General features: G+C 49.4%; 13 protein-coding genes, 1 tRNA gene and 2 pseudogenes. 9 read left to right on the top strand and 7 right to left on the bottom strand.

The window, feature by feature from the left end; genetic code table 11:
• Positions 1-111: 111 nt before the first annotated feature.
• A complete protein-coding gene (rihB, locus tag AC07WB_RS11260) occupies positions 112-1,050 on the bottom strand; it encodes a ribosylpyrimidine nucleosidase (RefSeq protein WP_494940514.1) in 939 nt (312 codons plus the stop codon).
• 133 nt (positions 1,051-1,183) lie between these two features.
• Between rihB and yeiL the strand changes: the two genes are divergently transcribed.
• The 4 genes and pseudogenes from yeiL to AC07WB_RS11240 form a co-directional block, all read left to right on the top strand.
• Positions 1,184-1,870 (top strand): transcriptional regulator YeiL, encoded by a 687-nt coding sequence (gene yeiL, locus AC07WB_RS11255; RefSeq protein ID WP_097096976.1) that lies wholly within the window; start codon positions 1,184-1,186, stop codon positions 1,868-1,870.
• Between the two features lie 177 nt (positions 1,871-2,047).
• Positions 2,048-2,632: a TetR/AcrR family transcriptional regulator gene (locus AC07WB_RS11250; RefSeq protein WP_176519166.1), complete on the top strand. Its 585-nt coding sequence runs from the start codon at positions 2,048-2,050 to the stop codon at positions 2,630-2,632.
• A 30-nt stretch (positions 2,633-2,662) separates the two neighbouring features.
• Positions 2,663-3,202: a nuclear transport factor 2 family protein gene (locus AC07WB_RS11245; protein WP_097096977.1), complete on the top strand. Its 540-nt coding sequence runs from the start codon at positions 2,663-2,665 to the stop codon at positions 3,200-3,202.
• Positions 3,203-3,457: 255 nt separating this feature from the next.
• Positions 3,458-3,849, top strand: a pseudogene (locus AC07WB_RS11240) (integrase arm-type DNA-binding domain-containing protein); the annotation flags it as partial.
• A gap of 160 nt (positions 3,850-4,009) precedes the next feature.
• On the opposite strand, the gene AC07WB_RS11235 reads toward AC07WB_RS11240, so the two are convergent.
• Positions 4,010-4,279 (bottom strand): hypothetical protein, encoded by a 270-nt coding sequence (locus tag AC07WB_RS11235; protein WP_494940513.1) that lies wholly within the window; start codon positions 4,277-4,279, stop codon positions 4,010-4,012.
• Positions 4,280-5,008: 729 nt separating this feature from the next.
• Here AC07WB_RS11235 and AC07WB_RS11230 point away from each other — a divergent pair.
• Entirely contained in the window at positions 5,009-5,554 is a 546-nt protein-coding gene (locus AC07WB_RS11230; protein ID WP_494940512.1) for a YniB family protein, read from the top strand.
• Positions 5,555-6,769: 1,215 nt separating this feature from the next.
• Here AC07WB_RS11230 and AC07WB_RS11225 read toward each other — a convergent pair.
• Entirely contained in the window at positions 6,770-7,285 is a 516-nt protein-coding gene (locus AC07WB_RS11225; RefSeq protein WP_494940511.1) for a DUF2441 domain-containing protein, read from the bottom strand.
• Positions 7,286-7,305: 20 nt separating this feature from the next.
• Here AC07WB_RS11225 and AC07WB_RS11220 point away from each other — a divergent pair, with 20 nt between their 5' ends.
• From AC07WB_RS11220 to AC07WB_RS11210, 3 genes and pseudogenes are all read left to right on the top strand, one after another.
• The gene (locus AC07WB_RS11220) at positions 7,306-7,812 is read left to right on the top strand and encodes a terminase small subunit (RefSeq protein ID WP_494940510.1); all 507 of its coding nucleotides are present in this window, start codon (positions 7,306-7,308) and stop codon (positions 7,810-7,812) included.
• A gap of 139 nt (positions 7,813-7,951) precedes the next feature.
• A pseudogene (locus AC07WB_RS11215) lies at positions 7,952-8,041 on the top strand (DUF4113 domain-containing protein); the annotation flags it as partial.
• A 5-nt stretch (positions 8,042-8,046) separates the two neighbouring features.
• Positions 8,047-8,337, top strand: a complete 291-nt coding sequence (locus tag AC07WB_RS11210) for a hypothetical protein (RefSeq protein WP_494940509.1) — start codon at positions 8,047-8,049, stop codon at positions 8,335-8,337.
• Between the two features lie 376 nt (positions 8,338-8,713).
• Here AC07WB_RS11210 and AC07WB_RS11205 read toward each other — a convergent pair.
• Positions 8,714-8,801, bottom strand: a tRNA-Ser gene (locus AC07WB_RS11205).
• Positions 8,802-9,045: 244 nt separating this feature from the next.
• Here AC07WB_RS11205 and phoA point away from each other — a divergent pair.
• On the top strand, positions 9,046-10,452 hold the full coding sequence (gene phoA / locus AC07WB_RS11200; protein WP_494940508.1) for an alkaline phosphatase: 1,407 nt from the start codon (positions 9,046-9,048) through the stop codon (positions 10,450-10,452).
• Positions 10,453-10,522: 70 nt separating this feature from the next.
• Here phoA and gap read toward each other — a convergent pair whose 3' ends face one another.
• The 3 genes from gap to AC07WB_RS11185 form a co-directional block, all read right to left on the bottom strand.
• Positions 10,523-11,533: a type I glyceraldehyde-3-phosphate dehydrogenase gene (gene gap / locus AC07WB_RS11195; protein WP_097096981.1), complete on the bottom strand. Its 1,011-nt coding sequence runs from the start codon at positions 11,531-11,533 to the stop codon at positions 10,523-10,525.
• Between the two features lie 78 nt (positions 11,534-11,611).
• The gene (locus AC07WB_RS11190; protein WP_494940507.1) at positions 11,612-12,592 is read right to left on the bottom strand and encodes a GlxA family transcriptional regulator; all 981 of its coding nucleotides are present in this window, start codon (positions 12,590-12,592) and stop codon (positions 11,612-11,614) included.
• Between the two features lie 203 nt (positions 12,593-12,795).
• Positions 12,796-14,031, bottom strand: a complete 1,236-nt coding sequence (locus AC07WB_RS11185; protein WP_097096983.1) for an acyl-CoA dehydrogenase family protein — start codon at positions 14,029-14,031, stop codon at positions 12,796-12,798.
• Positions 14,032-14,226 lie beyond the last annotated feature (195 nt).

The raw sequence follows: 14,226 nt of genomic DNA, 5'->3' as shown, positions 1-14,226 counted from the left end.
TTTCGGTATGTCTGATATCTCTATGGGCGACGGCAAACTGCCCATCGGGATTAATTGGCATGCAATAAATTTCCCCTCTTTTGCATGCCATAACGCAAATGGAGTGGGTCGTTACGATCGGGGGTACATCTGTACACACTCTTCCACCAAATCCCAAAACCATTGGGTATCAATAGTGATCCCAACTTTGGCATTGGCGGGTATTCCCATTACACCCAGCTCATCGCATACCGTACGGCCATAGCATGGGCCGCTATTCACATCGACTTCGACATACATGTCCTGAGTTTTAAAGCCTTCCGGGTTAATCAAATAGCCAATACAGGTTGCGTCATGAACCGGTCCGCCCGCTAAGCCATAATTCTCAAACTGCGTTTTTAGGGTGAAATTCATGATGTCACTGAACAGTTGCCCAGCTGGACCGCCAACTTTCTCCATACGGGCGATGACCTCTTTTGTGCAGACGGTTTGGTTGGTTAAATCGAGCCCCATCATTACCAGCGGTGCACCTGAAGTGAATACGACGCGTGCCGCCTCCGGATCGGCGTAAATATTGAATTCGGCAGAGGGAGTAAAGTTTCCCGTACCGTAGGCGCCCCCCATTAGTACGATCTCTTTGATTTTTGGAATAATAGCTGGCTGCATGCGCATGGCGACTGCAATATTGGTCAAAGGCGCTACCGGAACGAGCGTGATATCTCCGTCGCTGGCCATCAGCGTGTCAATCAGATACTGAACCGCATGCTTGCTTTCTGCCTGACGCGTTAAGGGGCCAAACACCGGACCATCCAGCCCCGTTTCGCCGTGAATATTATCTGCCACGATCTGCTGGCGCATAATCGGCTGCGGCATTCCAGCATAAACCGGAACATCAATGTTTAAATGTTGGCAAACATTCAATCCATTGATCAGCGTTTTCTCGAGGGTCTGATTACCCGCAACGATAGTAATACCGAGTAAATTAATCGCCGGATGTTTTGCTGCCATCATAATTGCAATAGCATCATCATGACCCGGATCACAATCCAGAATAATTTTTCTCTGCGCCATTTCTCATTTCCTCAATTAGGGTTGGAATAACATGCATTTTTTAACTGTGTGATAAAAATGCTTTGTCAACGCTTTAACCCTAACAGCTAAAATTGTATGTTAAATATGAGAAATCTCACATCGGGAAACGATTATGAAAGAAATCCATAATGAAGATCTGAAGAGGAAATTAATTGAAAATTCAGACTATACAGCGAAATTTTCTGTTGAGGTGATGGCGGAAACCCGACTGCTTCATATCATGGCCGGTGATTATATCGTGAAAGAAGGTGAGCAACCGGCATACCTGTTTTATCTTGCAAGAGGCAGGGCGAAACTGTATGCGACATTAGCCAATGGACGAATATCATTAATTGATTTCTTTGCAGCGCATTGTTTTATCGGGGAGCTTGAACTCATCGATCAGCAGCATGAACCGCGTGCCGTTCAGGCGATAGAGGAGTGCTGGTGTCTGGCGTTACCCGTTAAACCTTTCCGGAAAAGGCTGTTAAGTGATGCTATTTTTTTACGTCATATTTGTATTAGCTTAACGCATAAAAATTATCGGAATATTGTGTCACTCATCAGAAATCAATCCTTCTCGTTGGTTAACCGGCTGGCAGCTTTTATCCTATTGACGCAGAATGATGATGTTTATCACGAAAAGCATACGCAGGTTGCAGAATATATGGGGGTGTCATATCGCCATCTCTTATATGTCATTGCGCAACTGACGCAGGAGGGGTTATTAACTAAAGCCAGGTCTGGTTATATTATCAAAAATAAAAGTGCGCTTATTGAATTAGCGCGTGAGATGGAAGCAGAGGGCGCGCTGCCTTGAGGATTTATTTATTATAATATTATTTTTAGCGGTAAATGATTTAGTGTTTTTCTTAACTAAATTGCATTCAATCTTCAGCCTACCAACTAGTAGGTTTTCCTTGACTTTAAGGCTCTATCTCTTTAGTTTTACGATAAGAGTTATGCGTGTTGAATAAGTACATTGTTTAGGAAATTTATGCTGATAGAACGCTCACCCAAAGCCAGAGAAATCATCCTCCACACCAGGCAGTTGCTGACCTCGGGTGGCTATAACAGCTTTAGCTATGCTGATATTGCTGAATTGGTTCAGATTCAAAAAGCCAGTATTCATCATCATTTCCCCAGTAAAGTTGAACTGGTGCAAGCTGTCGTTGCGGAATATCGCGAGGAGGCCAGAATGGGAATGGCGGCGTTGGAGCAGAACCTCAACGATCCTCTGCTGGAACTGCAGGCTTATATCGATTACTGGTCAGCCTGTATTAGTGAGGGAACGTCTCCTTTCTGTATTTGCGTCATGCTTTCGGTGGAACTGCCTAAGTTGCCGCGAGAAATATCTTCTGAAGTGAGCGGGCATTTCTCCGATCTGGCCGATTGGCTCACAGCGCTACTGCGTAAAGGGGAAATCAGCGGCATTTTTCAGCTTGATGAGGCGCCAGAGATCCAGGCCAAATCTGTGATGGCAACCGTTCATGGGGCGATGTTGGCCGCCAGAGCGCTCGAAAACACAGCGTTATTCCAGGAGATTGTGCATCCAGTCATCAACAGACTTATTCATAAATAGCGATAAATCGCGCTGCTGGAGATAAGATTTATGACTGAAATAACTACCCAAAAATTAGAACAGCGACTGCAAATCATTGAGGATAAATTAGCAATATATGAGCTGATTGCTTCCCATCCGCCCAGCGCAGATACCGGTCTTGCCGAATATACCGCTGCTGTTTATATGGAGGAGGGCACTTTTAATCGTGGTGAGGAACTGGATGGGGCAAAAGGGGTCGATGCGATCGCTGCATTTATTCTCCGACCGGCACACGAGGAAGCGATTAAAAGTGGGCTTGCGCATTTTACTGGATTACCGCTGATTGATTTGCGCGGCAACAAAGCCATAGTGACCTCCTATTTACAGCTGTTGCAGCTGGATAAACAGGGTGAGCCGCGTGAAATGGCCAATCATGGTTACTCAACCGGCTATCGCATTCATCGGGTAGTGGTTAATCGCTGGGAGTTAGAACGTCATGAAGGGCGCTGGAAAATTCATAGCAGAACCCTTCTTCCAGTAGACGGCACAGATGCCCCTCGCGAGTTATTGGCGCGCGGTCTTTCCGATGTGCTTAAGGCGACACGTTAGTCTACTCGGCTGAAATTTCGTCGCTGTACTGGGTGCAAAAAAAAGTCTGAACGTGAGTTCAGACTCTTCTTCGGAATGTGGCGGTGAGAGGGGCCGCCTGATTCAAATCCGGTCTATTCCAAACGTGTACAATAATTATCGCGATAATAGTGAGTTATCTTTAAATCCGTCCAAATCAGTTTCAGGCCATCCAGTTGAAGTGCATTATAAATGGTATACTGGATGGCATACTCGCTTGAGCAGGAAGCAATCAAAATGGCATTACTCACCGACACTAAAGCCAGGCACAATAAGCCTGACGATAAACCGTCACCGGCCTGACACTCCACGCATCTTCAACCAAAGGGCATGGCAAATGGGTATTAGGTTAAGTGAGCCCAGTCACCAATAAACGCCGTAACGCAGGGTTGGGCACTTATCCGGAAACCAGCATTGCAGAGGCAGCGAAGGTTGCTCAATCAATGCGTGAGCAACTGGCGGCTGGAATTGATCCGCTCGAGTTAAAAAAGATTGAGGCGGAAAAAGTCAAAATCCCAACATTTGAAGAGACAGCGCGGAAGGTGCATCAGGAGCAACTTTCAGGCTGGCGTAACAAGAAGCATGAAAAGCAAAGATTATCGTCATTGGAACGCCATGTTTTTCCAAGGAAGCCAAGTACGCCCACGTCAATGCAACGATGGAGTCATTTTAACCGTCTCCTGAGAAGGAGCGACTGAATAAGAACTAGTTTATGTCGCTGGGGATGTTCGGTGCAAAATCTCGAGGCTTGATGCATACACCATGAAAAGGGTATTCCCTATTTCTGTTCTACCAACCGATTAGCTGAGATAATACTGTGGCTGCTGCAGCTAATGCAGCAAATGCGTTATACTTAGATTGTAGCCTTGAGGTGGCTAAGAAATCATGTAAATTAACATCAAAATTAGGATCGTCAAATGTGACCATAACAATCTTTTTTCCTAAAGTAACTTTAGCTGTGGCCGATTTAATCCACAAAATTGCTGATAAAATGCCAAATGTCATAGAGGAAACATGATGTTCTCGAATCCATTCAATTATTAGCGTTATGTCTCCCATGAAAATTCCCCTAGTAATTTATGAAGCTCGCCGAAAAATATAATGATCCGATGGGGGTTCCAATAGCGAGTATTATATTTTTTTGACATTCAAAAAAACGTTAACCATTCGCCCATTTATTTCGATGTCCCGCTGCTTACCTAGCGACATGATACCTGACCAGTAAATTACTTTACCATTGTGCCCATGTTGGAAGCGAACATTTATAATGAAAACTTTCTGCTCTAAATGTAACTTACCTGCTCTCTGCTGATTGTGACATCTCAACGTTGGTAATGTCTTCATAAGTAAAGTGAGGGGATCCGCACAAAGAAGCATTTTTACGGGGGAACAGATCATGAGAATACTCTGTAAGGCGGAATCCGGGGTTTCCCCGGCAGTGAGCTCTGTCGCCGCAAGCCACAGCAGTCGACATTTTCTACTTAGGTGTAAGAACTTAGTGGTGTGAAGCTCCGAAAGTAAGACATTCTAAGGAGAAATTACTTGCCAGAAGAAGCTTCCAGCAGCGCCCATACCGTACAAAAAAATATTACTACTGGTCACAGAAAGAATATTAGACTACAAACTTGATTTGGGGACTAGTTTATTTGGCTACTTCAATACATGCCCAAGCTCTGAGAGGTGAGTGAAAACATCAATGGATATGAGTCATGAAAATAGAGAAAAACTTGAATGAGAGTTCAGATTCATTTACATTTATAAATCTCATTTGTTACATGGAGTATATTAGTGAATTATCTTGAGGCGAAAAAAAAGATAGTGCAGAAAAGGATTGTCGGCGGAGTTATTGCAGTAATCGCTGGTTGTTTGACTGCCGTAGGTATAGTCAAATCACTTTACATCCATATTGACTTTCTTGAACAGCAGGGGTTGGGATTACTGGGTGGAATAAAACAGCTAATTGCAGGTCTGTATTATCTACCATACTTTCCGAAATTTCTTTGGCCCGTTAGTCCGGTGATTGATCTAGAAGACGTATTATCTACTGTTAACATACCTTTTTTGTTAATTTATTTGCTTTTTTTTGTCGGCCTGGCAATCTTGGGATCAGCTAACAACTTATCGAGAAAGTTGAATAGTATTAAGCAAAAAATCATGGATCTTGAGCTGGAACGATCAATGATGGGTGATAGTGCTGCTGCATCACCTCGAAAATTTGAAGATGTGGCAAAAAATGTATCTATTGAATCTGAGAGTTTTTTCAAGCAATTCCACTCACTTTATCTGGCACCCGTTATTGTAGCTATTGTGCTCTGGTTACTAAAAATTGGATGAATTATTAAAGTTAATAAAAATGAGCAGGGGTATTCACATCTCTGTTCATGAAATTTTTAGAGATCATAAATAATTAAATATAACTGAAAGCCTATCAAAAGAATCTCAATTCCTTTTTGCCGTAGCTGAGCGGATTAAAGCAATTTTTCTTCTCAGTGATCCATCGGCATGGGAGAAATGCTTTAAAGATCCATTATATGACGCACTTTTCCGCATGATTGGATTGCCACGGCAGAGAAAAATTGCCGCCCAATGAAGCGCGAAGTGGATTTACGGGCCGGTATTGCCACCAGATGTTTACTCGGAAGTTAAAGGTAGGCTGACTAAAGGCGAGAAGATCCATCAGCATTTGAAACCGGATGCGCTGACTTTGATTGAGCATCAGATTATCCGCGTTACAAGTATCGCAATGGGTGCTCTGATTATCGTGATTTCGAAGCCCGCTGCATGGCTGCTTTCCCGGTTAAGGGGCAGATGAAGCTGCTTTACGCTGTAGCATAACCACATATTCGTGGATTTAGAGAGCCACTTTCACAACGGCCTTCATCACAAGGCGCATTTGCGAGCGGCCTGATGATGAGTTGCGCTTCAAATTAGCGGCATAATTTAAAGTGCATTATGCCGCCTCACTAATTTACGAACCAGCAGGGCAAGTTTTTGGCTGACATGTTGTACGACATTCCTTGCCCATATCTGTCCATACACTGCAAGTTATTGATCTTGGCAGCTTATCATTGCAGGTATAGTGCTCCACATATGTTCGTGTGACAGAACAATTACCGGCGCCTATAGTTGTAGATGTTGCGAACTGGGCCGGAACAAACCTAGGCATTTCGCCATTCAAAACAAATGATCCTGCTTTTGGAGCAAATAACTGCGGTTGATTTGCTGATATTGGTGATGACACGACGAGCAGAGTTAAAGCCAATAAGATTATTGTCTTCATTTTGACGCCCCAGAGGTAGATAGATGTTGAAATCTCCCGTGCAAAACACATTGTTGCACGATGTTATAGTTTACATCCGAAATAAATATTTTGCGTATTTTTATTGGTGTGATTCAGGAAGATGGCGCTTGGGGATACCTCGCGCCTGATGACGTGCTCAAGATGGAGTATGTGCCTGAGCCATCTGAAGAGGTCGCTAAGGAATAAACCATGGTATCACCAGATTGGGAGGCCATCGAATCGGCTTGCCGGGCTTGTTTGGCATCTTTCTAAGCAACTTGATTACCTATGGTCGCCGGTAGAGGAATCAAAATCTCCCAAAACGGTTCGGGGGCAAAAGTCGTTCCAGCCCAGTAATGTTCGATTTGGTAGGTATAGACAAGGCAGGTATTACCATTATTCAAAAGAGCCATGTCTCCTCTATGAACCAAATTTGAATCTGCCTCCACCTCATAAATAGGAGCGTTCTGGCTCCTATATTGCAACCTAAACGCCAGCGCTCCTTCCAGTGATTCACAGGCGAAAATGCACTCATATCGTGATGGTGTGCCAGGTCGCATCGCTCTTCTATAAAATTCAAGGCCCCAGTCGATTGAATAGTCAATTTGACCTGCCATTGCATTCCCGGAAAGAAAATAACCATCGCCATGTTTTGATACACCTCGAGGAAAGAGGCTTGTAACCATATTTTGCAACTCGATGGGCTGAATGGAAGGAGTTATCGGGCTAGCAATCATGCCTGGCGAGTAGTAATTGCCAGAGTCAACTGTGTAATAAGTAGTCATAGAATTTCCAAGGAACATTAATGGCACTCACCGACAAACAAGAAATGTTCTGTCGCGAGTACCTCATCGATTTGAACGCCACGCAAGCGGCAATTCGGGCAGGGTACAGCGAGAAGTCTGCCCGAGCATCAGGTTGCGAGAACCTAACAAAACCTGACATCCAAAACAGAATCGTCGAACTTAAAGCTCAGCGCAATGAGCAAGTTAACGTAGATGCTGCTTATGTGCTTCGTCGTCTGGTTGAGATAAATGAGATGGACGTGCTCGACATCCTGCTTGTTAATGGCGAGCTGAAGCCGATAACGCAGTGGCCTAAAGTCTGGCGCACCACGCTATCTGGCATGGACGTCACAGAGCTTGCCGGTGACTCCGCTGATCTGCTGAAAAAAATTAAGTGGCCTAACAAGGTGAAGAATCTCGAGCTGCTTGGCAAGCACGTCAGCGTCCAGGCGTTCCGGGAACAGGTTAAATCAGAGGTGGCAGTGGAGTCACTATCTGACTTAATGGATGATCCAGCCAAGGGGTAACCATGAAGCCAGAACAAATCGCGCTTCTGCGTGACAAGCTCTGGCGCCTAAACAATCTCTACTGAATAACCGACAAAGAAGGCAAGCCAGTCCGGTATAAAATGACGTCGTAGCAGCTCGAATACTTCGAGGGCATGAACAGGGCATTCAGAAATCCTGGGAGATGAAGCGCGAAATGTTGTCGCCGGCATACACAACCAGTTTGTCGGACCTGCCCGTGGCGAAGTGACGTTTATGCTTCAGCAGCTGCAGCACATCCTGCCGACCTGTAAGACCCGATTCATGGTTGAGCTGAATGGGCGCCGGTGCATAGTCGATAAGGAAAGGTATCCGGTAAACGGTGACACTGTACTGGTTGATATGTCAGGCATGAATAAGTGGGCGATGATAATGATTCAGCCGCAGCGCATCATCACAGACGATGGCGCGTTTTACATGGATGATCTGCTGGAAGACATCGGCGTGATGGGAGTGGTAACATACGAAATCACGACCGTGCATGAAGATGAAAGGCCGACGATTTAATTGGCAATGTGATGAAATATCCTGATCCAATTAGACAAAAACAGAATAGCCTCGGGCGTTAACCAGAGGCTTTTTCTTTGCATCTAAGATGAGCGTGCATTTCACGTGCACTATTTTCTACTTCTTTTGTAGTTCGGTGGTCTCGCTGTAGTCTTTGGAGTCAGGCTACATGCGGTGTTGTCCACGCAACTTCCTACATAATGTGGCGGTGAGAGGGGAATTGATTCGCTGCGCTCACCCTGCGGGCAGCGTCGCAGGCTCCGCTGTCCAACTGGCTGCGCCAGTTGTCAAACCCCGTCGGGGCTTCTCACCCCCTCTCTCTGCAGAATAGGCAAAAAAAAAGTCTGAACGTGAGTTCAGACTCTTCTTCGGAATGTGGCGGTGAGAGGGGGATTCGAACCCCCGATACGTTGCCGTATACACACTTTCCAGGCGTGCTCCTTCAGCCACTCGGACACCTCACCACATTTTTTTGCCAACCGCGCTGGGTCAACGGGGCGCTACTATAGGGAGATCGCTGAAAAGGGTCAAGCGCTATTTTCTCCTTTTGTTCTATCCGCTTAAGCTCTGAGCGTATTGCCTTCGGCTTGCTCACCCTGCCTGTTCTGTCATCAAATTATCCTCTCTGTGTCACAAAAGCGTCACCGCACTGTCGCAGACTTGTCCGCGGAAACATTTGGTTATATTTACAGCTAAGGATGCTTATAAATGAAATCCATACCTCTCTTTACGGTTACGCTGCTGACTTCTCTGATCGCGACGTTAGCAGTGGCAGATGATGCAAATTATTCACGCGCCGCCAACGGCGATATTACCGAGCACGGCGGCGCGCGTCGTCTCACTGGCAACCAGACCGAGGCGTTAAAAGCCTCATTAATCAATAGCACCGCGAAAAACGTGATTCTGCTGATTGGTGATGGCATGGGCGATTCGGAAATCACCGCCGCCCGCAACCAGGCGCGCGGCGCCGGCGGTTTCTTCCCCGGCCTGGATGCGTTGCCGCTCACCGGTCAATACACCCATTACTCGCTGGACAAGAAAACCCATAAACCCAATTACGTAACGGATTCTGCCGCGTCGGCTACTGCGTGGGCCACCGGCACCAAATCCTACAACGGCGCGATTGGCGTCGATGTTAATGGCAAAGATCAGGTGACGATTCTTGAGCTGGCGAAAGCCGCGGGTAAAGCCACCGGCAACGTGTCGACCGCTGAACTGCAGGATGCCACGCCAGCCGCCTTAATGGCACACGTCACCTCGCGCAAATGCTACGGCCCGGAGAAAACCAGCGAGCTGTGCCCGGGCAACGCGCTGGAGCAGGGCGGTAAAGGATCGATTACTGAACAGCTGCTGAAAACCCGCCCAGATGTCACGTTGGGCGGCGGTGCGAAGTCCTTTAATGAAACCGCCAAAGCCGGCGAGTATCAGGGCAAAACCCTGCGTGAACAGGCGCAGGCGCTGGGCTATCAGTGGATTGATAATCTGCAGGGCATGAATGCCATTCAGCAGGCCGATCAGAGCAAACCGCTTCTGGGCCTGTTTGCCGATGGCAATATGCCGGTGCGTTGGCAGGGACCGAAAGCCAGCTATCACGGCAACATTGATAAGCCGGTAGTGACCTGTGAAGTCAATAAAGATCGTCCGGCTTCAGTACCGACGCTGGCGCAGATGACTAAAAAGGCCATTACTCTGCTGAGCACCAACGACAAAGGTTTCTTCCTGCAGGTGGAAGGCGCATCGATTGATAAGCAGGATCACGCGGCAAACCCGTGCGGTCAGATTGGTGAAACCGTGGATCTGGATGAAGCGGTACAGGAAGCGCTAGCGTTTGCGCGCGAGAATGGCGATACGCTGGTGGTGGTGACCGCCGATCACGCCCACAGCAGCCAGATCGTTGAAAACGGCACCAAAGCACCGGGCCTGACGCAAGCGGTGAATACCAAAGATGGCGCGGTGATGACCATCAGCTACGGTAATTCAGAAGAGGATTCGCAGGAGCATACCGGCACGCAGGTGCGCATCGCGGCGTACGGTCCGCATGCGGCGAATGTGGTGGGATTAACCGACCAGACCGATCTGTTCTTTACCCTGAAGGACGCGATGGGACTCAAGTAAGGTGTTAAAACGGTCGCCATAAATGGCGACCCTACGATTTTCGTATGGTGCGCATTGATGCGCACCAAAATCACAATCCGCGTTTTGCCATTAAGCGTGCCAAATCCACCAGACGATTTGAGAAGCCCCATTCGTTGTCGTACCAGGCAAGAATCTTCACCAGATTACCGCCAATCACTAGCGTTGAGAGTCCGTCGATAATCGATGAACGGGCATCGCCCTGATAATCGCTTGAGACTAATGGTTCGTCGCTGTAGCCCAAAATACCTTTCAGCGGGCCTTCTGCGGCCGCGGCTTTAAAGGCGGCATTCACCTCTTCAGCGGTGACATCGCGTTGCAGCGTTACGGTTAAATCGACGATCGATACCACCGGCACCGGTACGCGCAGTGAATAGCCGGTCAAACGCCCCTCCAGCTCAGGGATCACGCGCCCCAGCGCCTTTGCCGCGCCGCTGGAATAAGGCACGATCGACAGCGCTGCCGCACGCGCACCGCGCAGATCTTTCTCGGGCTGATCGTGCAGCACCTGGCTGTTGGTATAAGCATGCGTGGTATTCATTAACCCGTGCTCGATACCAAATGCCTGATGCAATACCGCCGCCGCCGGCGCTAAGCCGTTGGTGGTACAGCTGCCGTTACTCACTACAAAATGCTGTTGCGGATCGTAACGTTGATCGTTAACGCCAAGCACAATGGTCAGGTCATCATTTTTGCCGGGTGCGGAAATAATCACACGTTTGGCACCGCCGCTGGTGATATGCACGGCGGCTTTGTCGCGCTCGGTAAAGAAGCCGGTAGCTTCAATTACGATATCGACGCCGACATCGCGCCAGCGAATATTGGCCGGATCGCGCTCGCTGAATACGCGCACCGCTTTGCCATCGATGCGTAATTCGCCTTCACCGGCTTCCACTTCAGCGGGCAGTCTGCCGAGCAGAGAATCGTGTTTTAGCAGATGCGCGAGGGTCTTACTGTCGGTGAGGTCGTTAATGGCGACGATCTCAATATCATCGCTGCCAAGTGCTGCACGAAAAACGTTGCGTCCGATACGGCCAAAGCCGTTAATGCCGATCTTAGTCATAATTGACTCCTTTTCCGAAGATGCTGGAGTCACTGTAGGCTGATGCGCATCTGGCGTAAACGCCAAAAAAGGATCACTTTACGCCAATTTTCTGCAGTGAAAGCGCTGGCGATATTCTCCGGGTGTGAGATGCAGTTGGCGCTCAAAGCTACGGCGCAGATTAATGCTGCTGCCAAAGCCGGTGGCAAGGGCAATGCGCTCCAGCGTGTCGTGGCTCTGCTCTAAACGCTCGCGCGCAGCGGCGAGTCGCGCTTCGGCGACGTAACGCGCGGGAGGTACGCCGGTTTCACGGGTGAAGACGCGGGTGAAATTTCGCGGACTCATGGCGACACGTTCTGCCAGCTTTTCTACCGCCAGCTCGTCGGCCAGGTTTTCACGGATCCAGCGCTGCAGTTCACCGATTACGCCCAGTCCGCCCGGCGCTTGCAGGTGGAAGCGGCTGAACTGCATCTGCCCGCCAGGACGGCGTAAATACATCACCATATCCTGGGCAATATCGCGCGCCACGCTGAAGCCGAAATCCTCTTCCACCAGCGCCAGCGTCAGGTCAAAGCCCGAACTGACGCCGCCGGAGGTCCACATGCAACCGTCCTGAATATACAGCGGACCGCCTTCAACGTGGACGAGCGGATAGCGAGACTGCAGGGTATCGAGCAGGCGCCAGTGTGTTGTCGCCCGGCGGCCATCAAGCAAACCCGCCTCAGCCAATAACATCGCGCCGCCACAGACCGATACCACACGACGCGCCTGCGGTGCCGCCAGCTTGATAAAATCGACCACCATGTTGCCCTCTTCGGCGGTGTCGCCGCGTCCGGTGATCATAATGGTGTCCCAGGCGTTACGTGGATCAACGTCCGCCAGTTTCAGGTCGGCCAGTAAATTGAGGCCAGATTGGCCGTGAATCACCTGATGCGATTGGGTGGTAGCAAGGCTAACGCGATAGCGTTGTTGATCACCGCCCACCGGTAAATGTTGATTGGCGCGCATCAGGATATCGGCGATGCCTGCGGCTTCGAACAGCATGCCACCGTCAGGCACAATAATCAGAAAGGTTTTCATGGCGTAAAAAAGACACTTTAACGAAATAAGCCAAAGTGTCTCATGGGTTAAGCAGCTAGCACAACCTGTAGGGTGCGCATTTATGCGCACCTGGATGTCAGGTCGCCATAAATGGCGCCCCTACAACAGATCGGTGCCAATCCCGTAGGGTGCGCATTTATGCGCACCTGGATGCCAGGTCGCCATAAATGGCGACCCTACGCTTAGGTAGCCGATTTATCCGCCACACCGATCCGCCACTGCTCCGGCGGTAAGGTGCCGTTCACCGCAAAATCACCGACGATACGATCTTTATAGATACGGGGATTGTGTGAGGAGAGGGTGCGCGCATTGCGCCAGAAGCGATCCAGCGCCAGCGGTTTCAGCGTGGCCGATGCACCCAGCGCATCGAAGAGCGTCGAGCTGGCATTAAGCAGCAGATCGCTCACCACATTGAGCGACTGCGATACTTCCAGCTCGGCAATCGCCACCGCCTGGTTTTCCCGTTCCTGATCGCCGCTCAGATGCGCATCAAACGCGCGTTGTATCGCGCTGGCGGCGTGCAGCACTATCGCACCGCTGCTGTAGGCCGCGCCGCGCAGGCGTCCAACCACCTGCAAAATCTGCGCATCCTGGGCGGCACGCGGCGCATTGCCGTTGCTGTAGGTACGCGTACGAGACGCCACCTGCTGTGCCACTTCGCCGCTTTGGGCGCGGCCAATACCCGCCAGCGTCGCCAGATGGATCAGCTGATAGAAAGCTGGTGAATAGCGGAAATGCACCTCTTCTTTGATGTCATCCGCGCCGATGAGCACATTGTCAAAAAGCGCCGTACCGCTGGCGGTGAGGGTTTGGCCAAAGCCATTCCAGTCATCCAGCACCGTCACGCCCGGTGCGGAACGTGCCAGCGTCACCGAAACGCCTTTGCCATTTTCATCAGTGATGCCAACATCAATCCAGTCGGCATAAAGCGAACCGGTGGTGTAAAACTTCCTGCCGTTGAGCCGCCAACCGTCGCCGTGGCGCTCTATGCGCGTGGAGAATTCTGACTGACGCGCATCGCCGGTTTCGCTCCAGGCCGGGCCGACAATTTCACCTTGCCCCAGCCGCGCCAGCCACTTCGCGCGATAGCTGCTGCTACCGCTGTTCAGCACGTTCTCGACGAAACCGAGATGTCCGCGAATCGATTGCACAAGGTTGGAATCCGCTTCGCCCAGTTCGATCAGCAAATTGAACAGCTCGGGCAGCGTGGCACCGAGTCCACCGGCGCTTTCCGGAACGCGCAGGGCGGTGAATCCGCTCTGCTTCAGCCAGGCAATTTGCTCGATTGGCAGCTGGCGTGTTAACTCTCGCTCAATCGCACCTGCGCGTATTTTCTGAAATACCGGGCGAAAGCGTTCCGCCAGCTGTTCATACCGAGGCGACGGATCGGCACCCCAACCTAATTCGATTTGCGACATAGCGTTCTCTCCGGCAAAGACATTATCCCATTACTATGTCATCGCCACCGAACACCAAATAATGCTTTTTCTCACTAAGCTATTTCGCTGCATTGATATAAAAATGATATTTCACTATGTGGAACAAAAAATCCCATTTCGCATATTCACTGCCGATATTGTTATTTGCCGGGATTTATATCTGTGCTCTATTCA

This window comes from Pantoea sp. GW821-FHT03E06 (assembly GCF_059420725.1).
This window is presented reverse-complemented; position numbering and strand designations above follow the sequence as displayed.